This window comes from Stenotrophomonas sp. 05L414_2 (assembly GCF_056397905.1).
The window spans coordinates 1-21,613 of sequence record NZ_JBFTOJ010000004.1 but is presented as its reverse complement, the minus strand read 5'-3'; the positions used below and the strand labels follow the sequence as shown (position 1 = coordinate 21,613).

Annotated in this window: 20 protein-coding genes; 9 read left to right on the top strand and 11 right to left on the bottom strand. The window is 66.3% G+C overall.

The genetic code is table 11. From position 1 onward, the window contains the following. Window positions 1-46: 46 nt before the first annotated feature. The 7 genes from hutI (at window position 47) to AC1DJN_RS01250 (ending at window position 9,974) form a co-directional block, all read left to right on the top strand. Complete coding sequence (gene hutI / locus AC1DJN_RS01280; protein ID WP_025876976.1) at window positions 47-1,270, top strand: imidazolonepropionase; 1,224 nt, start codon at window positions 47-49, stop codon at window positions 1,268-1,270. Further along, window positions 1,267-2,808, top strand: a complete 1,542-nt coding sequence (gene hutH / locus AC1DJN_RS01275; protein ID WP_478038619.1) for a histidine ammonia-lyase — start codon at window positions 1,267-1,269, stop codon at window positions 2,806-2,808. Before hutI ends, hutH begins: the two co-directional genes overlap by 4 nt. Next, complete coding sequence (gene hutG, locus AC1DJN_RS01270; RefSeq protein WP_032976262.1) at window positions 2,805-3,659, top strand: N-formylglutamate deformylase; 855 nt, start codon at window positions 2,805-2,807, stop codon at window positions 3,657-3,659. The genes hutH and hutG overlap by 4 nt, the downstream gene beginning before the upstream one ends. Continuing rightward, window positions 3,656-5,323 carry a urocanate hydratase gene (gene hutU / locus AC1DJN_RS01265; protein ID WP_478038617.1) on the top strand — a complete coding sequence of 556 codons (1,668 nt, stop codon included), beginning with the start codon at window positions 3,656-3,658 and terminating at the stop codon, window positions 5,321-5,323. The genes hutG and hutU overlap by 4 nt, the downstream gene beginning before the upstream one ends. Window positions 5,324-5,473: 150 nt before the next feature. Continuing rightward, window positions 5,474-6,910, top strand: a complete 1,437-nt coding sequence (locus AC1DJN_RS01260) for a serine hydrolase domain-containing protein (protein ID WP_442252138.1) — start codon at window positions 5,474-5,476, stop codon at window positions 6,908-6,910. A 96-nt stretch (window positions 6,911-7,006) separates the two neighbouring features. After that, the gene (locus tag AC1DJN_RS01255) at window positions 7,007-7,807 is read left to right on the top strand and encodes a restriction endonuclease (RefSeq protein ID WP_032976265.1); all 801 of its coding nucleotides are present in this window, start codon (window positions 7,007-7,009) and stop codon (window positions 7,805-7,807) included. A 58-nt stretch (window positions 7,808-7,865) separates the two neighbouring features. Next, entirely contained in the window at window positions 7,866-9,974 is a 2,109-nt protein-coding gene (locus tag AC1DJN_RS01250; RefSeq protein ID WP_478038615.1) for a TonB-dependent receptor family protein, read from the top strand. 41 nt (window positions 9,975-10,015) lie between these two features. Here the strand turns inward: AC1DJN_RS01250 and AC1DJN_RS01245 are convergent, their stop codons facing one another. The 4 genes from AC1DJN_RS01245 to AC1DJN_RS01230 all read right to left on the bottom strand — a co-directional run bounded on the left by AC1DJN_RS01245 (window position 10,016) and on the right by AC1DJN_RS01230 (window position 12,769). Beyond that, window positions 10,016-10,531 (bottom strand): hypothetical protein, encoded by a 516-nt coding sequence (locus AC1DJN_RS01245; protein WP_315828859.1) that lies wholly within the window; start codon window positions 10,529-10,531, stop codon window positions 10,016-10,018. Window positions 10,532-10,579: 48 nt separating this feature from the next. Beyond that, window positions 10,580-11,329, bottom strand: coding sequence for a hypothetical protein (locus AC1DJN_RS01240; protein ID WP_478013518.1), 750 nt, complete (start codon window positions 11,327-11,329; stop codon window positions 10,580-10,582). Further along, on the bottom strand, window positions 11,326-11,703 hold the full coding sequence (locus AC1DJN_RS01235; RefSeq protein ID WP_032976270.1) for a VOC family protein: 378 nt from the start codon (window positions 11,701-11,703) through the stop codon (window positions 11,326-11,328). The genes AC1DJN_RS01240 and AC1DJN_RS01235 overlap by 4 nt, the downstream gene beginning before the upstream one ends. Before the next feature lie 487 nt (window positions 11,704-12,190). Continuing rightward, on the bottom strand, window positions 12,191-12,769 hold the full coding sequence (locus tag AC1DJN_RS01230) for a TetR/AcrR family transcriptional regulator (protein WP_099842976.1): 579 nt from the start codon (window positions 12,767-12,769) through the stop codon (window positions 12,191-12,193). A 69-nt stretch (window positions 12,770-12,838) separates the two neighbouring features. Between AC1DJN_RS01230 and AC1DJN_RS01225 the strand changes: the two genes are divergently transcribed. Further along, entirely contained in the window at window positions 12,839-13,384 is a 546-nt protein-coding gene (locus AC1DJN_RS01225) for a thioesterase family protein (RefSeq protein ID WP_080148474.1), read from the top strand. A 15-nt stretch (window positions 13,385-13,399) separates the two neighbouring features. On the opposite strand, the gene AC1DJN_RS01220 is transcribed toward AC1DJN_RS01225, so the two are convergent. From AC1DJN_RS01220 to AC1DJN_RS01210, 3 genes are read right to left on the bottom strand one after another with little or no spacing between them, the layout of a single operon-like run. After that, a complete protein-coding gene (locus AC1DJN_RS01220; protein WP_051584998.1) occupies window positions 13,400-14,119 on the bottom strand; it encodes a hypothetical protein in 720 nt (239 codons plus the stop codon). Between the two features lie 53 nt (window positions 14,120-14,172). Beyond that, window positions 14,173-14,964, bottom strand: coding sequence for an SGNH/GDSL hydrolase family protein (locus AC1DJN_RS01215; protein WP_442252039.1), 792 nt, complete (start codon window positions 14,962-14,964; stop codon window positions 14,173-14,175). A 49-nt stretch (window positions 14,965-15,013) separates the two neighbouring features. Next, a complete protein-coding gene (locus tag AC1DJN_RS01210; RefSeq protein ID WP_442252040.1) occupies window positions 15,014-15,982 on the bottom strand; it encodes a DUF2268 domain-containing putative Zn-dependent protease in 969 nt (322 codons plus the stop codon). A gap of 140 nt (window positions 15,983-16,122) precedes the next feature. Here AC1DJN_RS01210 and AC1DJN_RS01205 point away from each other — a divergent pair, with 140 nt between their 5' ends. Further along, window positions 16,123-17,106 carry a hypothetical protein gene (locus tag AC1DJN_RS01205; protein WP_282280533.1) on the top strand — a complete coding sequence of 328 codons (984 nt, stop codon included), beginning with the start codon at window positions 16,123-16,125 and terminating at the stop codon, window positions 17,104-17,106. 13 nt (window positions 17,107-17,119) lie between these two features. On the opposite strand, the gene AC1DJN_RS01200 is transcribed toward AC1DJN_RS01205, so the two are convergent. From AC1DJN_RS01200 to AC1DJN_RS01185, 4 genes are all read right to left on the bottom strand, one after another. After that, window positions 17,120-17,443: a hypothetical protein gene (locus tag AC1DJN_RS01200; protein WP_032976281.1), complete on the bottom strand. Its 324-nt coding sequence runs from the start codon at window positions 17,441-17,443 to the stop codon at window positions 17,120-17,122. Window positions 17,444-17,585: 142 nt separating this feature from the next. After that, window positions 17,586-18,356, bottom strand: a complete 771-nt coding sequence (locus tag AC1DJN_RS01195; RefSeq protein WP_442252041.1) for a hypothetical protein — start codon at window positions 18,354-18,356, stop codon at window positions 17,586-17,588. 121 nt (window positions 18,357-18,477) lie between these two features. After that, window positions 18,478-20,940 carry a S9 family peptidase gene (locus tag AC1DJN_RS01190; RefSeq protein ID WP_442252042.1) on the bottom strand — a complete coding sequence of 821 codons (2,463 nt, stop codon included), beginning with the start codon at window positions 20,938-20,940 and terminating at the stop codon, window positions 18,478-18,480. Between the two features lie 153 nt (window positions 20,941-21,093). After that, on the bottom strand, window positions 21,094-21,429 hold the full coding sequence (locus AC1DJN_RS01185) for a hypothetical protein (RefSeq protein ID WP_025876944.1): 336 nt from the start codon (window positions 21,427-21,429) through the stop codon (window positions 21,094-21,096). Window positions 21,430-21,613 lie beyond the last annotated feature (184 nt).

The window sequence follows — 21,613 nt, the reverse complement described above, 5'->3', positions numbered from 1 at the left end:
CGCCTATATTGTATAGACATATAAGCACAGCTGCGTTGTGGATGCCATGCACGTCGATACCCTCTGGTCCAACGTCCACCTGATGACCCTTGATGGCGAGGGCCTGGGTGTCCTGCGCGATGCAGTACTGGCCGCCACCGATGGCCGCATCGTGCATGTCGGCCCCGCCGGCAGCGATGCCCATCTGCAGCCGACCACCCGCATCGACGGCGAAGGCCGATGGATCTCGCCCGGTCTGATCGACTGCCACACCCACCTGGTCTACGCCGGCAACCGCGCCAACGAATTCGAGCAGCGCCTGCAGGGCGTGAGCTATGCAGAGATCGCCCGTGCCGGTGGCGGTATCGTCTCTACGGTGCGCGCCACCCGTGCTGCCTCGCCAGAGCAGTTGGCACGCGAGAGCCGCCCGCGCCTGCTGGCGATGCGCGCCGAAGGCGTAACCACCATTGAGATCAAGTCCGGCTACGGCCTGACCCTGCAGGACGAGCGCAAGCAGTTGCAGGTGGCCCGCGCGCTGGGCGAGGAATGCCGGGTGAACGTGGTGCCGACCTTCCTCGGTGCGCACGCGGTGCCGCCCGGTCGCGAGGCGCAGGAATACACCGATGAGGTGTGCGAGGTGATGATTCCGGCCATCGCTGCAGAAGGCCTGGCCGAGGCCGTGGACATCTTCTGCGAGAACATCGCGTTCTCGCCGGCGCAGGCCCGCCAGGTATTCGACGCTGCGCGTGCGCATGGGCTGGCGATCAAGATCCACGCCGAACAACTGAGCAACCAGCATGGCGCCGAACTGGCGGCCGGTTTCGGTGCACTGTCGGCCGACCATATCGAACACCTGGACGACGCCGGCATCGCCGCGATGGCCGCCGCCGGTACCGTCGCCGTGCTGCTGCCGGGCGCGTTCTACTTCACCCGCGATACCACCCTGCCGCCGATCGCCGCGCTGCGTGCGGCCGGCGTGCCGCTGGCACTGGCCACCGACAGCAACCCCGGCACCTCGCCGCTGACCAGCCCGCTGCTGGCAATGAACATGGGCGCCACCCTGTTCCGCCTGACCGTGGACGAGTGCATCGCCGGCTTCACCCGTGAAGCGGCGCGTGCGCTGGGCCATGGCGAGCGCATCGGCCGCCTGGCCGTCGGCATGGACTGCGACCTGGCGATCTGGGACATCGACGCCCCCGCCGACCTGGTCTATCGCATTGGATTCAACCCGCTGCACGCGCGCGTGGTGCGCGGACAGCCCGACCTGCCTGCCTCCTGGAGCAACACATGAGCAACACCCTGGTTCTTCGCCCCGGCCATGTCACCCTCGCCCAGTGGCGGCAGGGGTATCGCGGTGCGCCGCTGTCGCTTGACCCGGCCGCGTTGCCGGCGGTGCGCGCCAGTGCCGCAACGGTGGCTGCCATCGTCGCCAAGGGCGCACCGGTGTATGGCATCAACACCGGTTTCGGCAAGCTGGCCAGCGTGCGCATCGAGCGCGAGGACCTGGCCACCCTGCAGCGGAACATCGTGCTCTCGCATGCCGCGGGCGTGGGCGAGCCGATGCCGGCCAATGTGGTGCGGCTGATGATGGCGTTGAAGCTGGTCAGCCTGGCCCAGGGTGCTTCCGGCGTGCGCGAGGAAACGCTGCTGCTGCTGGAAGCAATGCTGGTGAAGGGCGTGCTGCCGGTGGTGCCGGCGCAGGGCTCGGTCGGTGCCTCGGGCGACCTGGCACCGCTCTCGCATCTGGCCAGCGTGATGATCGGCGTCGGCGAGGCCTTCGTCGGCGAAGAACGCCTGCCCGCCGTGGACGCACTGGCACGCGCCGGCCTGCAGCCGGTGGAACTGGGCGCGAAGGAAGGCCTGGCCCTGCTCAACGGCACCCAGTTCTCCACCGCGTACGCACTGGCCGGCCTGTTTGAGATCGAAACCGTGTTCCAGGCCGCACTGGTCACCGGCGCGCTGTCGGTGGAAGCGGCCAAGGGCTCGGATACGCCGTTCGATCCGCGCATCCACGCGCTGCGTGGCCAGCGTGGGCAGATCGCCACCGCCGCCACCCTGCGCACGCTGATGCAGGATTCGGGCATCCGTGAATCGCACCGCGACAACGACGTGCGGGTGCAGGACCCGTACTGCCTGCGCTGCCAGCCSCAGGTGATGGGCGCGGCGCTGGACRTSCTGCGCCAGGCTGCGACCACGCTGGAAATCGAAGCCAACGGCGTGTCCGACAACCCGCTGGTGTTCACCGACACCGGTGAGGCGCTGTCCGGCGGCAACTTCCACGCCGAGCCGGTGGCCTTCGCCGCCGACATGCTGGCGATGGCTGTGTGCGAAATCGGTTCGATCAGCGAGCGCCGCCTGGCGATGCTGGTCGACCCTGCGCTGTCCGGCCTGCCAGCCTTCCTGACCCCGCGCCCGGGCTTGAACTCCGGCTTCATGATTCCGCAGGTGACCGCCGCTGCGCTGGTCTCGGAAAACAAGCAGCGCGCCTACCCCGCCAGCGTCGATTCGATTCCCACCTCGGCCAACCAGGAAGACCACGTGTCGATGGCCGCGCACGGTGCGCGCCGCCTGATGCAGATGGCCGAGAACGCAGCCAACGTAATCGGTATCGAGCTGCTGGCCGCTGCGCAGGGCTGCGACTTCCATGCGCCGCTGCGCTCCAGCAAGGCGCTGGAAAACGTGCGCGCCACGCTGCGTGCACAGGTGCCGATGTTGCAGGACGACCGCTATTTCCACCCGGACATGGTGATCGCAACCGATCTGGTCCGCAGCGGCGCATTGGCCAAGGGTCTGGCCGAGCTGTTGCCCACGGTCGAACCGCAGGCATGAACGGCCATCCCGAATGGCTGACCGTGCACGAAGGCGACGCGCCGCTGATCGTCAGCTTCCCGCACACCGGCAGCGAGCTGCCGCATGACCTGATCGGCGATTTCCACTCGCCGTGGCTGGCGCGCCGCGATGCCGACTGGTGGGTGCATGAGCTGTACGACTTCGCACGCGGCATGGGCGCGACCACCGTGCGCTCGGCAATCTCGCGTTCGGTGATCGACCTCAACCGCGACCCCAGCGGCGTGTCGCTGTACCCGGGGCAAAACACCACCGGCCTGTGCCCGCTGACCACCTTCGACAACCAGCCGCTGTACCACGCCGGTCGCGAGCCGGACGACGCCGAGATTGCCCGGCGCCGCGACACGTATTTCGCGCCGTACCACAACGCACTGGCCACGCAGATCGCACGCCTGCGTGCACGCCACGGCACCGTGGTGGTGTACGACGCGCATTCGATCCGTTCGCACATCCCGCACCTGTTCGAGGGCGAGTTGCCGCAGTTCAATCTCGGCACCGCCGGGCCGTCCGGTGCACCGGACACCTCCTGCGACAACGCACTGAGCGATGTGGTGGAGAACCTGCTGGCGCTCAGCGGCATGAGCCAGGTGCGCAACGGCCGCTTCAAGGGCGGCTGGATCACCCGCCACTACAGCAGCATTGCCGGTGGTGTGCACAGCCTGCAGATGGAACTGGCCTGCCGCGGCTACATGCACGAACCACTACCCGACCAGGTGGACGAGCACAGCTGGCCCACCCCGCTCGACCCCGAACACGCCGCACCGCTGCGCCACACCCTGGCGCAGGTGCTCAATGCCTGCCTTGAATTCGCTACGAACCGGAGCGCCGCATGACCCGCAACGACCCGTCCCGCACCATTGCCGCACCGACCGGCACCACGCTCACCGCCAAGAGCTGGCTCACCGAAGCGCCGCTGCGCATGCTGATGAACAACCTGCACCCGGACGTGGCCGAGCGGCCGCAGGAGCTGGTGGTGTACGGCGGCATCGGCCGTGCCGCACGCGATTGGGAGAGCTTCGACGCCATCGTCGAAACCCTCAAGCGCCTGGACGACGACCAGACCCTGCTGGTGCAGTCGGGCAAGCCGGTGGGCGTGTTCCGCACCCATGCCGATGCACCGCGCGTGCTGATCGCCAACTCCAACCTGGTGCCGCGTTGGGCCAACTGGGATCACTTCAACGAGCTGGATAAGAAAGGCCTGGCGATGTATGGCCAGATGACCGCCGGCAGCTGGATCTACATCGGCRSMCAGGGCATCGTYCARGGCACCTACGAAACCTTCGTGGAAATGGGCCGCCAGCATTACAACGGCAGCCTGGCCGGCAAGTGGCTGTTCACCGGCGGGCTGGGCGGCATGGGTGGCGCGCAGCCGCTGGCCGCGGTGATGGCCGGCGCCTCGTGCCTGGCGGTGGAATGCCGCAAGAGCAGCATCGAGATGCGCCTGCGCACCGGCTACCTGGATACCTGGACCGATGATCTGGACGAGGCCCTGCGCCTGATCGAAGAATCGTGCACCGCCAAAAAGCCGCTGTCGGTGGGCCTGCTCGGTAACGTTGCCGACGTGCTGGACGAACTGCTGATCCGCGGCGTGAAGCCGGACCTGCTGACCGACCAGACCTCCGCCCACGACCCGGTGAACGGCTACCTGCCGCAGGGCTGGACGGTGGAAGAATGGGATGCCAAGCGCGTGACCGCCCCGAAGGAAGTGGAAAAGGCCGCGCGTGCGTCGATGGCCAACCACATCCGCGCCATGCTCGGTTTCCACTCGCTGGGCGTGCCTACCGTGGATTACGGCAACAACCTGCGGCAGATGGCGCTGGAAGAAGGYGTCGAGGATGCGTTCGAYTTCCCSGGSTTCGTGCCGGCCTACATCCGGCCGCTGTTCTGCCGTGGCATCGGCCCGTTCCGTTGGGCGGCGCTGAGCGGCGACCCGGAAGACATCGCCAAGACCGATGCCAAGGTGAAGGAGCTGATTCCGGACAACCCGCACCTGCACCGCTGGCTGGACATGGCCGCCGAGAAGATCAAGTTCCAGGGCCTGCCGGCGCGCATCTGCTGGGTCGGTCTGGGCGATCGTGATCGACTGGGCCTGGCCTTCAACGAGATGGTGGCCAACGGTGAACTGAAGGCGCCGGTGGTGATCGGCCGCGACCATCTGGACAGCGGCAGCGTGGCCTCGCCGAACCGCGAAACCGAAGCGATGTCCGACGGCTCCGATGCTGTGTCCGACTGGCCGCTGCTGAATGCCCTGCTCAACACCGCCAGTGGCGCGACGTGGGTGTCACTGCACCATGGCGGCGGCGTGGGTATGGGCTTCTCGCAGCACGCCGGCATGGTGATCGTCTGCGATGGCACTGAAGCGGCGGCCAAGCGCATTGCACGCGTGCTGTGGAACGACCCGGCTACCGGCGTGATGCGCCATGCCGATGCGGGGTATGAAATCGCGATTGAGTGCGCGAAGGAGAAGGGTCTGGATCTGCCGGGAATCCTCGGCTGACCCAGCACCCGGGTAGTGCCGGCCGCTGGCCGGCTCTTCCTGATGGCCATCGCTCTGGTGGATGCCGACCTTGGTCGGCACAACCCTCCTGGCTTGACCCTATCCCCCGCCGTGACCAAGATGCGCCATCGCCGCTGACGGATCACCGCGATGTACCGCACGCTCGCTGCTGCATTGCTCTGCGCCCTGTTTGCCACCCCGTTCGCTTCGGCGCGGGATGTTCCGCCAGATCTTGCTTCCCAGCTCAACAGCCAGCTCCAGGCCAATCGCGAACGCTACGGCATCGCCGGCCAGGCGGTACTGGTCGCACACGACGGCAACGTGCTTTACGAGGACGCCAGTGGTGAGCGCGATCCCGCCACCCACGCGCCCGCCACCGTCGACTCCATCTTCGCCGCGCAGTCGATGGCCAAGCTGCTGACCAGCACGCTGGTGATGCAGCTGGTGGACCAGGGCAAGGTGGATCTGGATGCCCCCGTCAGTCGTTATGTGCCGGACCTGCCGACCGCGTGGCAGGCCATCCACGTGCGTGACTTCCTCAACCACAGCTCTGGCATCGGCGAATACTACGACCGCGTGGACAACCGCTGGGTGAGCAAAGGCTACCCGGGCGTGGCACCCGATCTTGCTGCTGCGTTGAAGGTGGCCGGTTCGGCGCCGCTGCAGTTCAGAACCGGCAGCCGCGTGCAGTACACGCAGGCCAACTACCTGGTGCTGACTGCGTTGCTGGAGGCGCAGTACCGCCAGCCCTATCCGGTCATTGCACGCGAACGCATCCTGCAGCCGCTGAAAATGACCAGCACCTCGTGGGGAGCAGCCAGCGTGCCGGCGCAGCGCGCGGCAATGCCGTACATCGGCAAGGACGGCCAGCTGCAGCCGGCCAATGAAGATCCATGGCCGAACTACGGTTGGGGCCACGCCGATCTGCAGACCACCGTGGGCGACATGAACCGTTTCCTGCAGGCACTGGCGACCGGCAAGCTGGTGCGCACTGCCACGCTGGAAGCGCTGTGGCAGCCACAGACACTGACCGGCGGTGGCAGCAACTTCTTCTCCACCGGCTGGGATACGACCCGCAGCGATGGCTACACACAGGTCGGCCACGATGGTGGCACCCGCGTGCGCGCGCGGCTGGCCTACAAGGGCACGCTGGCCAGCGGCTACTGGGTGTTCGTGTACCTGACCAATGGCAGCGCCCGCAGTGCCTGGTCGAGCACGCTGGTGGAAAGCACGATGGCAGTGGCTGCGCCAGGCGAGTTTCCGCATGCAGCACTGTCCGAACGTTTGGTCGGCTATGCCTTGACCGGCGACAGCAGCAGTGAAAGTGATCTGCGTGCGTGGCTGAGCGAAAGCAGTGGCATTGCATCCGACGAACTGGAGCGGGCCATCAATGCAACCGGCTACGCGATCCGCAACAATCTGGGCAACCGGCCCGCGCTGAAGGTCTTCGCCCTCAACGCGGCCCTGTATCCCACCTCGGCCAACGCCTGGGACAGCCTTGCCGAATGCCATGCTGCGCTCGGTAACGCTGAGATGGCCAAAACGCTATACGCCAAATCAAAAGCACTGGTGAAATCCGCTTTGTAGAGTCGAGCCTCTTCTACTGGAATTTGCTGTGGGGCACACCGGAAAACCAATCGGAAGGCTCGACTGAACAATGGCGAGCACGTCGGAGAAAAATGCATGGGACGCAGGCGCAACAGTCTTCTGGATGTCATGGCCACATGGCCGTGGTACATCAACGCAGCGGTGGGCGGGCTCGGCTTCGCCACTCTGCGCTGGTTGTTACCGGCTTGGCGCCAACCTGTCACTGCCCCCACTGGCGACATCCTCCTTCAGGTTCTTGCCCAACCGGTATTTGCCTGGGCCTGGTTGGCGATCTGCATGCTTGCCACCTTGTTTTCCTTGGCTGGCGCCTATAAGCGACGCCAGCTGCTGGATACCCGAACCGGGTTGGAAAGCCTGGCCACGACGGGCTGGCGAAACTTCGAGCTTCTTGTCGGCGAAGCCTTCCGGCGCCAAGGCTATGCAGTCGAAGAAACCGGACTGGGCGGCGCGGACGGTGGCATCGACCTGATCCTGCGACGCAACGGCAAGCGCACGCTGGTGCAATGCAAGCAATGGCGACGGCAGCAGGTAGGCGTGGCGGTCGTGCGCGAGATGTACGGGCTGCTCGCGCACCACAAGGCGGACGCGGCAATGGTTGTCAGCTCGGGCAAGTTCAGCCGTGATGCCCAAGCCTTCGTGGCGGGCAAACCCGTCGCATTGGTGCCCGGCGCCGAGCTACTGCGGATGATCCGCGAAGTGCAGACTCGGCCGATCACCGAACCGTTGGAACGGCTGGAGCCAACCCTGGCAACGCCCACGCAAGCCGCAACTGCCGCGACCTGCCGGAAGTGCGCTGCGCCGCTGGTTGAGCGCAAGAACCGGACTACTGGCGAGTTGTTCCTGGGATGTAGCCGATTCCCGGCCTGCCGGGGGTGACGTACCGCACTCGATCTGTTAACTTTCGCGCCTGTTTTTTGGTTTACAGACTGTCCGCATGCCCTTCCTGCCGCATCGCCCCGCCCCCTCCCTGCTGTCGCTGGCCATCCTGCTTGGCCTGTCCGCCACCGCCCACGCCGCCCCACAGGCCACCACCCTGGACGCGGTGCAGGTCACTGCCGCCGATGCCAGCGCGCAGGCGCGCGAGGCGCTGAAGCGCGTGCCGGGCGCCAGCAACGTGATCGACGTGGCCAAGGCGGACAGCCGCCTGTCCAGCAGCGCCGACGTGTTGGCCTACCAGCCCGGCATCAGCACGCAGTCGCCGGGCAATGAAGGCACCAAGGTGTCGATCCGCGGCTCGGGCATCAACCGCGGCCCAGGTGCACATGCTTCCGGCATTGCGGTGTCGATCGACGGCCTTCCACTGACCGGCCCGGGCGGCACACCTTACGAGCTGCTGGAACCGTTGTGGCTGTCGCGCGTGGAAGTGCTGCGCGGTGCCAACGGCTTCGAACGCGGCGCGCTGGCACTGGGCGGAGCCATCGACTACATCAGCCGCAGCGGTCGCGACTCGGCTGGCGTGCAGCTGCACTACGAAGCYGGCRSMCGCGGCTACCAGAAGCGCGGGATCAGCTGGGGCGGCGCCAGTGGTGACGTCGACTACTTCCTGGCCTATACAGATACCGAATTCGATGGCTACCAGCGCCATGCGGCCGGCGATGGCAAGGGCGCGATGGCCAACATCGGCTGGCAGATCACCCCCGATCTGCAGACCCGCTTCTTCGTGCGCTACCGCGAAACCAACCACGAGACACCCGGGCGCCTGACCCGCGAGCAGATCCGCAATGATCCGCGCGCGGCGAACGCGGCCAACCTGGCCATCGAYGCGCGCCGTCCGCAGCCGGGCAGCACCTGGRTSGGCAAYMTSACCACCYKGCAGATCGACGARGMTTCYTCGCTGCAGGCCGGGCTGGTSTAYCACAMRTACCCGATGGACTTGAACGAGAGCCTGTACCGCCAGCAGCTGGACTACGCCAACCTCAATGCCACGCTGGACTACCGTCGCCGGCACACGCTGTTCGGTTTGGACAGCGAGACCACCATCGGGCTGCGCATTACCCACGACCTGGATGCCGATGTGCGCGAGTCGCTGCGCTTTGCCAACAACGGTTATGCCGCCGGCACCCGCACGCGCGACTTCCGCCACCACGGCACCGACAGCACGCTGCACATCGGCAACAACCTGGCCGTGAATGATCGCCTGCGCGTACAGACCGGTTTTGCGCTGATCAACACCCGCCGCGATGTGCAGGTCACGTGGCCGAGCAGCGGCGGCCGCCTGCGCGACCACGACTGGGACTACGCGCCGCGGCTGGGCTTCACTTGGCAGCAGACGCCGCAGACGCAGTGGTTCGGCAACCTCAGCCGCTCAGTGGAAGCGCCGCACCCGTGGTCGATGATCTGGGGCTCGAACCAGTACTTCGGCGCGGGCAATGGCCCTTCCACCGGCCGCCAGCGTGCGCCGGTGCCGATGCAGAACCAGACCGCCACCACGCTGGAACTGGGCGCACGCGGTGAAGCGGCGCTGGGTCGTTGGGAACTGACCGGCTACTACGCGCACGTGAACCACGAGCTGCTGAGCGTGGAACTGCAGCCGGTGCCGAACCTGTTCATCGCTGAGAACAACGCCAGCCCCACCGTGCACCGTGGCATCGAGGCCGGGTTGGACAGCACCTTGTGGCAGGCTGCACCGGGCCGTCTGTCGTTGCGCCAGGTGTACACCTTCAGCGATTTCCGCTATCGCCACGATGCACGTTTTGGCAGCAACCGCCTGCCCGGCCTGCCGCGCCACGCTTACCAGGCCGAACTGCGCTTCGACCATGCCTCGGGCCTGTATGCCGCACTGAACACCGAGTACGCCTCACGCATCGCGGTGGACTACGCCAACAGCTATTGGGCGGACAGCCACGTCATCTTCGGTAGTCGCATTGGTTACGACGCACCGGGCGGCCGCTGGCAGCTGTGGGCGGAGATGCGCAACATCGCTGACCGCCATTACGCCGCCACCGTCACCCCCGGTTACAACGATGCCGGCAAGGACGTGGCGCGCTCGACGCCCGGCGAAGGCCGCGGCGTGTATGCAGGCGTGCGCTGGCGCTTCGACTGATTCACAAGGGGAGCGCCGGGCATCGCCCGGCGCCCCATGGATCATGCAATGCGCCAGGACGGCAGGCGCTCGCTGCGCCGCCACACGGTTGGCGCGAAACCCATCATCAACAGCCCTGCCAGCCACTTCGGCGACGTGCTGAGCAGTGTAGAGGCCAACGCGGCATCCAGCGGAGCGGCGTCCTCCTGCCACGGGTTATAGCCTAGGTAGATGATGCTGCCCGCCCACCACAGCAGGGCCAGCCCGATGCCCACCAGCAGCAGGGCCATCGTGCGGCAGGTCCAGCGCTGCGAGGTCGTCCCCCATTCGCGGGAAATGGCCACCAGCAGGCCGACCACCAGCAGCGACACCAAGGCCACCAGGCCGATGTCTACCTTGTGCCCGATGCGTTCATAGGTGCAGGCGCGGCACTGCGCCTCTTCGGCGGCCGCATCTGTTGTGGGCGGGGTGGCCGCAGGCCCGGACTGGGCCAGCACCGCGAAGGGCATCAACAGGGCGAACATCGCCACCATCAGCCAACGAACGAACTTCCTGTTCCTGCGTGCAGCGACATCCATGCGCTTCTCCTTGCGTGTGATTGATATTAAACGTCGTGGCAGATCCTGTTACAACGCCTTGAATACCTGCATCAGGCTGACCGCATCCGGCGCCAACTGCTGCGCAAGCCAGCCCAGCCCGGCGAAAAACACCAGCAGGCTCAGCAGCGGCCAGATCGTATGGGACAGGCACAGCCGCCACCACCCCTGTGCCTGCATGCCCTGCATCCGCTTGTACAGACCCCCGGCGATGGCCGCATCCACCAGCAGCTCGGCCATCAGCACCGGCGCAGACCAGACCACCCAGGCACTGGCCACGAGCACTGTAGCCACCAGCGCCATGATGCCGAGAATGGCCAGCAACGGCAGGCCTGCCTCGCCGTCGGCCACGTCCAGCAACGATGCGCTGTCGGCGCTCGCGCTGGAGGACGCTGCGGCTTCGCCCCAGGAGGCGGACGCGCCACCACCGCCGGAATGCCCGCCGCTGCCGGTCCACGGCGATGCCTGGCTGTCACCGCCGCCGGGCGCGGAGCCCAACCCATCGGCCACTGCATCCCAGCGCCACCGGATCCAGACCCACATCAGCAGCAGGAACACGCCATAGGCGATCAGCACGGCCAGCGGATAGCGCAGCAGCATCGCGTCCATGCCTGCCAGGCGCAGCACGTGCGAGGCGAGGAACCCGGCGGCACCGGTCAGCACGACAATCACGGCCATCTGCAGCCGCGGCCAGCCACGATGCTGCAGCTGCCGACGTGCACGCATCGCTTCGCCGCTGCGGCTGCCCGGCATTGAAACGGGCTGGCGTGCGTGTTTCATGCCGCCGCCTTGGTCACCGCCTCGATGCGATGGCCATCTGGATCGATCACGAACGCAGCGTAGTAGCGCTCGCCATAGTCCGGGCGCAGACCGGCAGGTCCGTTGTCCTGGCCTCCGGTGGCCAAGGCCGCATGATGGAACCGATCAACGGCGTCGCGCGAGGTTGCCGTCAACGCCAGATGGAAGCCAGGTCCCGGCGCAACCGCATCGTCGCGCAGCTTCAGGCACAACAGGTCTTCATCCTCGACCAGGCCATAGCCGATCGCAGTGTCGTCTTCGAAAACGCGGCGGTAACCGAGTGCTGCAAGAACGGCATCGTAAAAGCGACCTGCACGCTCGAGATCGCGGACACCCAACGAGAGGTGGTGCAGCATGCAGACATCCTTGCCAGGCACGCGCGGGCTGCGCTGGCCGGATTCTACCCTGCCGTGGCGCCGCGTCTACAGGTCACGTCCCGTCCAGTTTCCGCCGGATCCACGGCAACCGCAGTCCGGTGTGGATCCTATATTCTGGGCAGCCACGGAACGGATCGGCTCCTGCATGCAAGCGTCCCAGTTCACCCGTCCTGTTGCCATCGTCATGTTCCTGCCGATGATCGGCCTGGCAGGCTGGGGGTCGTGGTTCGCGACCTATTGCATGAGTGACGGCTGCCTGGGCGTGTTTGCACTTTGGCTTGGCGCAATGGCGGCCTTGTTCCTGCAGGCCCTGCTGGTCTTGCCTCTGCATGCCTGGGCACTGAAAAGGCAAGGGGCCGATGCGGCCAGCCGCTATGTACGCTGGCTGGTGGCATCCAGTATCGCTGTGATGGTGCCCATGTTTGCCGGGTGGGTCTACATGTTCTTCAAGTGGTCCGCGCGCCGCTCAAGCAGGCGGTGCGGCTGCCTTCAACAACTGCGCAGCCACCTGGTCGAACGGGGCGATGTCCTGCAGTGCGCGGCTCATCGCCACTGCGCCTTCCACACTGGCAATCACCAGGCTGGCCAGGCCGGTCGCCTGGGCAGGCGCGTGCCCATCGGCGACGAACGCCTCAGCCAGGTGCCCCTGCCAGCGGGCAAACACCTCGGCGGCCGCCGCGCGTGGCTGGCTCGGCGTGGCCTCCACCGGCTCCTCGACGGCTGCCGCCAGCACCGGGCAGCCGGCACGAAAACCGGTGCGCAGCAGGCGCTCGCGCCACAGCGCCAGGAACTGCTGCAACCCCTGCACCGCGCCGCCCTTCAGCAGTTCGATCAGCAGCGCCTCCACCTTGTCGCCGGCCATCGTGGTGGCCCGTGCCAACAATTCCTGCTTGCCGCCCGGGAAGTGGTGATACGTGGACCCGAGCGGCGCATCAGCCAGTTTGGTCACTTCGCGGATGCTGGTCGCGTTGAGGCCCACACGCGCGAGCATCTGCGCTGCGGCATCGATCACACGCTGGGGGGCATCGGACGATCGCGGGCTCACGGCCGGCTCCTTGCTAAGACAGTCGTCATAGACTAGCGTATCGACCGCTCTATAACAGTCGTCATAATCATGAATCTCTGGTTCCGCCTGCTCCACCTGCTGCTGTGCAGCCTGTTCCGGCCGAAGCTGGAGGCCCCGTTCGGCGTCTCCCGCCTGCAGTTCCGGGTGCTGCCCAACGACCTGGACAGCAACCTGCACATGACCAACGGCCGCTACTGGAACATCTTCGACCTGGGCCGGCTGGACCTGATCCTGCGCATGGGCCTGGGCAAGGTGGCGCTGCGTGAGAAGTGGGCGCCGATTGTTGGCGCCGGCACCATCCAGTTCCGGCGCGAGCTGAAGCCGTTCCAGCGCTTCACCCTGGAAACGCGACTGGTCGGCTGGGTCGGCACACGCGGCATCATGGAGCAGCGCGTACTGATCGGCCCGGAGCAGAAAACCGCCACGCGTGCACTGCTGATCACCGGCATCTACGACCGCCGCGCACGTCAGTTCGTCGGCATGCCACAGATGATGGAATCGATCGGCGTGGTTGCTCCGCCCTCGCCGGCCCTGAGTGCGGCAGCGGAGGCGCTGCTGGCTGCCGATCTGGCGTTGAAGCAGGACCATGATTGACCCCTGCCACGCGGATCAGGGGGCAGACGCCTCCACCATCATGGGGGTCACGAAGGTGATCTGCGTGCGGCCACCCACATGCAGCACATACTCGAAGGTCTGCCGCATCTGGCTGTACGCGCCACCTTCGGGCGCACCATAGTTGGCGCCGACGCTCACGGTGTGCCGACCGGGCGTCAGTGGCTTGAGCATCAGCCAGTAGCCGTCGGCCGCAGCCAATCTCGAGTCGTCGTCATCCGGATCCATGCGGAAGCAACCTTCGCTCTTCACCCGGTGCAGGCGCACGTCACCCAACGGCTGCCCGTCCAGCAGCACCACAGCGCTGACAAGATGGTCGTTGTTGATCGCCGCGCCGGCCTGCAGCTCCTCGCAGGAGACGTCTTCCCCGGTCTGGTAGCTGGCCATGTTGATGATGGGCAGCAACAGGTGCCTGCCTTCGGGCACCACGCACTGCCTGCGTGGCTGGAAGCGGCCATTGGTTCCTGCCAGGTTCCAGACCGGCCCCTCCTGGCCCAGTTCGCACAGGCGACCATCGGGATCCAGGTAAGGCGCAACCCTCTGCTCGTCAGCCCAGCGCCACCAACGCGCTGTCCATTCGCTCAGGGAAATGCCGGCCACCGCCTCACGTGTGACCGGTGACGCTGCAGGCGCGGCAAGGGCGCTCGCCTGACCTGCAAACATCAGTACCGTGGCCACGCCGGCCAAGCGCAGCCTGCTGCCGATTCCGTTCTGCATTCCCTGCCTCGTCGTCCCTGGCGGCCACCGCCCCCCCCGCCACTACCCCAATCTCAGCGCTTGGGCGCGTTCGCCTGCGCGCGCTTGATCGCCGCCTCGGCCAGCGGTGCCATCAGCGCATAACCCTTCGCCGTCGGATGCACGCCATCGGTTGCCAACTGCGCATCCAGTCCGCCGGCACGGTTGGCCATCGGCGTGTGGTAGTCCAGATAGACCAGCCCGCGCGCATCGGCCTGCCGCTTCAACGCAGCATTCAATGCACGCACCTTGGGCGCAGGTGCTATGCCCGGCATCCACGGGTACTCGCTGACCGGCAACACCGACGCCAGCACCACCGCAATGCCATGCGCTTTGGCCAGATCCAGCATGGCCTGCAGGTTGTCCTCGATCATCGCCTGCGTGGACGGGCCGGTGTTCCCGGCGATGTCATTGGTGCCGGCCAGGATCACCACCACATTCGGGCGCAGCGCCAGCACATCCTGCGAAAAGCGCACCAGCATCTGTGCGGTGGTCTGCCCGCTGATGCCGCGATTGAGGTAACCCTTGCCGGGGAAGAACCTGCTGCTGCCTTCCTTGCCCCAGCCTTCGGTGATCGAATCGCCGAAGAACACCACGCGTGACTGGCCGTCCCGTGGCGCGGGCAATGCAGCATTGGCTGCGCGGTACTTCTGCAGCTGCGGCCAATCGGACAGACGCTGCTGCATGAAGCGCACTTCATCTGGCTGCACCTGCTCCACTGGCTTGGTCAGCAATGGATTGCTGGCCGCCTGCACCAACGCTGGCGTGGCCAGCCCCGCCATGAGCGATCCGGCCAGCAGCCAGGCCAGTGAAGTCCTCCTGCGCATGAGCATCCTCCGTTGTCGACCTGGGCAGTCTAGCGCGGCCTGCCAATGGTCACTTGGCCGATGCAGCCGCCCTTGCCGCCACACCCGTCACCTTCGCCGGCATCCACATGCCCGGCGTCCAGCCACTGGCCTGCAGGATCGCTTTGGCGTCCTTCTGCTGGATCAGCGCGCGCACGGCATCGCGCTTGTTGCCGGCCTGCAGGTAATACGCCTTGGCGATGCGGTAGCCCACCCAGTAACCCAGATCATAGGGCTCCTGCGAACCCGGCGTGTAGTTGTACAGCCAGGGCGTCAGATCGGTGCTGTCCACGTCCAGCGCGAAGGCACTTTCGATATGCACTTCCCTGCCCCGCGTCCAGCCGGCATGCCGGCCATTGCCAACGTTGCCGGAAATCAGCTCGGCGATGAACTCGGCGATCCCCTCGCCCAGCGACTCGCGCAGCACCGTCGCCTGCGGGTCGCCTGCTTCGTACTCGCTCACGCCGGTCTGCTGGATATGCACGTACTCATGCGCGATCACGTGCACGAAGCGGTCCTGCGCGTTGGCGTTCATGAAATCGGCCGCGCACAGTGCTTCCAGGCCGATCACCACGCCATCGGGGTACGTCATGCCCACCGGCTTGCCGCGCCCCACCACGATCGCCACCGGCGGAAACTTCGCCTGCGGATAGATCGCCTGCAGATTGGCGAACACCTGCACCAGTCGCTGCCGCACCGCCGGCAACTCCGCCAGGCAGGCCCGTCCATTGGCGTACAGCGCAGGGTCGCGCGCCATCGCTTCGGCCATGCGCTGGGCGGTCACCCGGCGCAGCTTGGCGAACTGGGCCAGGCTCGGCGTGCCCTGTGCCAGGTACTGCTCAAGCTGGGCCACGCTGGGCTTGCCGCCAGCGGCCTCGTACAGCGCGTAGAAACGGGTGGCATCGGCGGTCAGGATTTCCGGTCCCGGCGCGGCCGCCTGGGCAGTGCCGATCACCCCGCCGAGGGCCAGGGCAAGCAGGCAACGCAATGACACGAACATGGCTCCGTCCTTGGTGGAGTGCACGCGAAGCGCGCAATCTACCACCGCGTCATCGCATGCGCTGCCGTATCGTGCAACGCCCTCCCCTGCTATGCCAGACTCGCGGCGAGCGGCTGCCATGGAAGCAAGGGGAAGACAGGATGATGATCGTTCCAGCCTACTGGGCCGAAGCCCGTCTGCAGGACAGGTACAGGGGCCGCCCGCTGGTGGTACGCCGGTTCGGCTGGTCCGACGACGACCAGGATGCCGCGCAGGCCCATGCCGATGCACGTGCGCGCGAAGCGCTCGATGCCATCCTCAGCGGCCAGGCCGTGCCGCGTCGCGAGCGACGAACCAACTACGGTGTGGAAGGCATCCCGATCCGCGAGCAGATCGTGCAGCGCAGCGATGACGTCATCGTTACCCGCAACAGCTACGGCGCGCTGTGCCTGAACACCCCGGACGTACTGTTTGCGGATATCGACCACGTGTCCACTCCGTCAGGCTGCGCATTGCCGCTGCTCGGTGCGCTGGGGCTTCTGGCGGCCGGTGCGCTGATCGGCGGTGCGCTGGGCAACTTCAACATCGGCCTGGCGGCCGGCGGCATCGCGATGGTGGTGGTCAACCAGATCCTGTCGGGGCGGCGCAATCGACGGCTGGCCCGGTCCGGCGGCGTCGAGGGCATCGCACTGCAGCGCGTGCAGGCATTCGTCGAGCACCACCCCGACTGGCACCTGCGCGCTTACCGCACCCCGGCCGGGCTGCGCATACTGGCGATGCATGCCACGTTCGAACCACAGGATGCGCAGGTGCATGCCTTCTTCAAGGCATTGGGCACCGACACGTTGTATGCACGCATGTGCACGCTGCAGCATTGCTTCCGTGCGCGGCTGACACCCAAACCGTGGCGGCTTGGCATCATCGCGCACATCCGTCCGCCGGTGGCGGCCTGGTCGGCCGAGCAGGCCAGCAACCCCGACCGCCTGGCGTGGATCGCCGAGTACGAAAGAGAAAGCGCCGGCTTCGCCGCATGCGCCTATGTCCGCAGCTTCGGCGATGAGCGCCGCGTGGATGCCAAGGCCGAACGCGTGCGCGACCTGCATGACCGGATGTCGCGTGCGCTGGAGAACCTGCCGCTGGGCTGAGTGCCCGTCGTGCTCAGCGGCCGCCCTGCACGAAGGGTTGGCCCGCCAGCGTGGTTCCCACCTGCAGAGCGACCTGCTGCCCATCCTTGGCGAAGGTGCTACGGCAATTGTTGCCGCCCTTCTGGCAACCCACTTCCGGGAAACCGTCCAACACTTCGGGCGCATCGCGTGGCGGGCTGGCCTGCCATCCTGCGGCATCAAGAAGGCGCTTGGCCTTGCTGTAGGGCATGCCGGCAGTGATGCCCAACGCTGCCAGCTCAGCCGGCAACGGCTGGGCGAATGCAATGCCCGGGACAACGGAAATCGACAGCGATACGGCGAGGATGAAGGCCTTCATGGAGCGAACCCGTAGCGGACATCAGATGCGCAGCGTACCGCAGCTTTGTGGCCGATCCATGCCTGCATCACAGATGGTTACGCAACACCCACAGGGGGATACCTGGCCCGGCTGTGCCCTCGCAGCCCCCCCCCCCCCCTGTTCATGGCCCGGTCGTGCACTTCAATGCCTCCAGCTCAAGCTCCTGTTTCAAGCGATGCTGCAGCCAGGTGCTTTTGAAGCGGGCACGTGTTGCCTCCCCCTCTGGCAGCAACCGGGTCAACGCGTCACTCAGCGCGGGGCGCCACTGATCCGGCGCGAGCGACAGTGATCGCTGATTCACCTGCCCACTAGACAGCTGCTTCCATGGCAACATCAAGGCCTTCTGCGATCTCGACAGAAACACCACGTCAGGCTTGCCCTGGCGCTTCACCGTGACCGACATCACCGGATAATCGTCAGTCCACGCCACCGCGTCCCCCCTGAAGTGCTGCTGCACCCGCTGGTGCAGCCCCTTGACAGTCAACGTCCGACGGGCCCACGCCTGCTGATCGGCGAATGTGCACGATGCCGGCGGCATTGACCGCAGTTTCGGATCCAACTCCAGCATCTCAGCGCGATCAAGGCGGCCCGCAATCAGACTGATCGTGGCCTCCTTGGACAGCGGGGCAGCATCAATAGCCGCTTCGAACGCTTCGAACGCTTCGACCGCAGCAGCCGGCAATATCTGCTTGGGCAATTCCTGGCTTCCCGCCGAATCTGTGACACGAACACGCGTGGTGATTCCACGTACATCGCGCTCGATAAGCCAGTGCTCTGAAACACCTCCCCAACCGGACCAATCGTAGGCCACGTCGATGCGCATGGGCCCATCGGCTGCAGCAGCCATAGCGGCCGGACACAGGGCTACGACGACGAGAAACCAGGCCTTCATGACGCTCCTTGGAAAGCGGATTCTGTGGCACATGCAGCCTTCGTGCATCACAACCGGGCATGGCTCGGTGCTACTGGACGCCTGAACCAGAAAGGCCGCCCCGGAGGGCGGCCTTGCCGGATTACTTCGCGTTCTTCACGTAGGTGTCGAACCAGTTGAGCATTTCCGACACCAGCTGCTCGTTCGATTCCAGCGCGGTGTACCAGTGCGGCTCGTTGGGCAGCATCACCAGGCGGGTGGTACCACCATTGCCGCGGATCGCCTGGTACAGCTTGCGCGACTGGAACGGCTCGGTGCCCGGGTTGGCGTCGTCCTCGCCGTGGACCAGCAGCAGCGGCAGCTTGATCTTGTCGGCGTAGAAGAACGGCGAGGCCTTCAGGTACACATCCTGCGCCTGCCATACCGAGCGACGCTCGTTCTGGAAGCCGAACGGGGTGAAGGTCTTGTTGTACGAGCCACTGGTCGCCACGCCGGCCTTGAACAGGTTGGTGTGGGCGATCAGGTTGGCGGTCATCAGGCCACCATGGCTGTGGCCGGTCACGCCGATACGGTTGCGGTCGACCACGCCCAGCTCCACGGCCTTGTCCACCGCCGCCTTGGCGTCGGCTTCCAGCTGTTCCAGATAGGTGTCGTAGGCGTTCTTCGGGTCACCCACGATCGGGAACGAGGCGTTGTCGATGATCGCGTAGCCGGCCAGCAGCATCAGGCGGTACGGCTGCAGACGGGTGAACGTCTGCTGCGAACCGGAGACCTGCCCGGCCTGTGCGGCATTGGCGAAGTCGGCCGGGTAGGCATACAGGATCGCCGGCACGCGCTGGCCTTCCTTGTAGCCCGGCGGCGTGTACAGGGTGAACGACAGGTCCACGCCATCGGCGCGCTTGTAGGTCACCAGGCGCTTCTGTATCTGCCGCACTTCCGGGCTCGGGTCGACCAGCTTGGTCAACGCAGCAGGCTTGGACTGGAACTGTGCCTCGCCGGCCTTGGCATCGTTGATGCGCTCACCGAGCAGACGCACGAATGCGTTCGGCGGGTCCATCACCGACTGGTGCCAGGTCAGGAAGCGACCCGGCGTGTTGCTGAACCCCAGGAACTGCTCGTACGCATCGGCATCACTGCGGAACAGGCGTTCGGTTTTCAACGTAGCCAGATCGAGCGCATCCAGGAACGGACGGTCGCCCTGCGGCGACGCCCCCTGCCCGCGCAGGAACACGGTGTTGCCCTCCTGGCGCACCACCGGCGCACCGCTGGGCAGGCGCTTGAACACCAGGTTGCCCGGGTTGCCGTACAGCTCATCGCTGGACATGTCCCACAGCAGGCGACCTTCCTTCTTCGGCTGGTCCACATCCACGATGCGGGCCTGCATCCAGTGACGGTTCTCGTCGTTCTCGAACTGGAACGACACGGCCGGGTCGGCCGACCACGCAAATCCCTCGAAGCGCTGTGCAGTGCGGGCGATTTCCACCGGCTTGCCGGTGAACGGGGCCTTCAGCATCAGCACGCGATCGCGATGCGGCACGCTCACCTTCCAGTCGCCCTTGTCCAGCGCTTCGGCATAGACCAGGGTGGCCGGATCGGTGGAGCGCCAGTCGTAACCCCGCGGGCCTTCCGGCACACCGTGTACCGGCACGCGATCGGCCAGCGGCAGGCTGGCCAGAACCGTATTGCGGCCATTGGCCAGGTCCAGCACCGCCACATCATTGGCGAAGCGCTGGTAGGTCACCGCATGCGAGAACGGCGCCTTCAGGGTCTCGGTCAGCACATGCACGCCATCGGGTGCGGCGTTGACGTCGTTGTACAGCGCCGGCTGGCCAACCGGGCGCACGCTGCCGGCAGCGGCATCGACCACCGCCAGCTGCGAGGCACCGTAATAGGCGAACAGCTTTTCGTCGTGCACGCTGGTCAGCGTGTCGCGCGCTTCATAGGTGCTGCTCTCGCCACTGCTGCCCAGCGACTCCTGCGCGTCCGGACCGGTGGGCGTACCGCCGTTGGACGGCGCCGGCCCCTGGTTGGCCGGCACCAGCTTCACCAGCAGGTTCTGGCTGCCGCCCAGCCACTGCACCGTGCTGCCGAAGATGGGGTTCAACTGCACGTTCGGCACCTGCTTCACCTGGCCGGTGGCGGCGTCGCCCACCCACAGCTGCACGCTGGTATCGACGGCATTCTGGAAGGCGAAACGGCTGCCATCGGCCGACCACTGTGCGCCACCTGCGCACCCCTGCGGCAGGTTCACCTTGGTGCTCTTGCCGCTGACGATCTCGACCAGGGTGAAGTCGGCCACACAGGCCGGAATGCCATAGCCGCCGGGCGTGTCGTGGCGGCTGCGGTTCTTCGGTTCCAGGCGCACGCCAGCCAGCTTCAGGTACGGCTGGGCGACGCGGGTGATGGACGGATAGGTCTGTGCGGTGGTCAGCAGCAGGCGCTGGCCGCTGGGGTCGATGTTCGGTGCCGGCGGCGGCGGCGCCTTGAGCACCTTGAGCAGGCGTTCCGGCGGCTTGGCGTAGTCGGCGAAGGCCGGGCCGGCGGCCAGCAGGCCGAGCGTGGCAACGGCAACGGCCGCCGCCAGAGAGGTACGACGGATGAGCATCCTTTTCCCCTGGGGTGTGAGTTGGGTACCCGCACGGCGGGCATGGGCCGAATCTAACACCCCCTGCCCACCGGGAAATGGGCCGGAAGGGCTAGTCGCCCCATCCTGCAAAGCGTGGCCCTGCCTGGCCCGGCCCCTCTGGATGCCCTTCGCCTACTGCCGCGCGTGCAACTCCCAGGTGGACAGATAATCAGGATCGATCACCGTCACCCCGCTGGACCGCAACTGGTACTCGCCTGGCGCGGCCGGCAGGTACTGGTCCAGCATGGGCGGCAGGTAGCGCTCATGGCCGTCATCGCCATCGGCCAGCACCAGCCCTTCTTCGGCACTGACCCTCAGCACGGTGCCGGCAAACTGCTCCAGCCCCTGCACCTGGCCATCGCCGCCAAAACGGGTAACGCCCACCAGCACCAGCTTGCCAATCATCTGCGCGGCCTTGGCATCATCCAGATCCAGGGGCGGCAGGGCTCCTCTCGATTCGTTGCTCATCGTGCACCTCGGAAGCCTGCGTGGACATCGTGGACGAGATGCGCGCCCAGTGCTGCGAACGAAGCAGCGCCATGGGGCGACTCGCATGCATGTAGTGGCTCTGCGCATTGCGGGATGCAGAGCCAACCATCGGTGCTCAACTCACGGAAGAATTCTGTCTGAGGCTGCATGAACCGCAGCAACG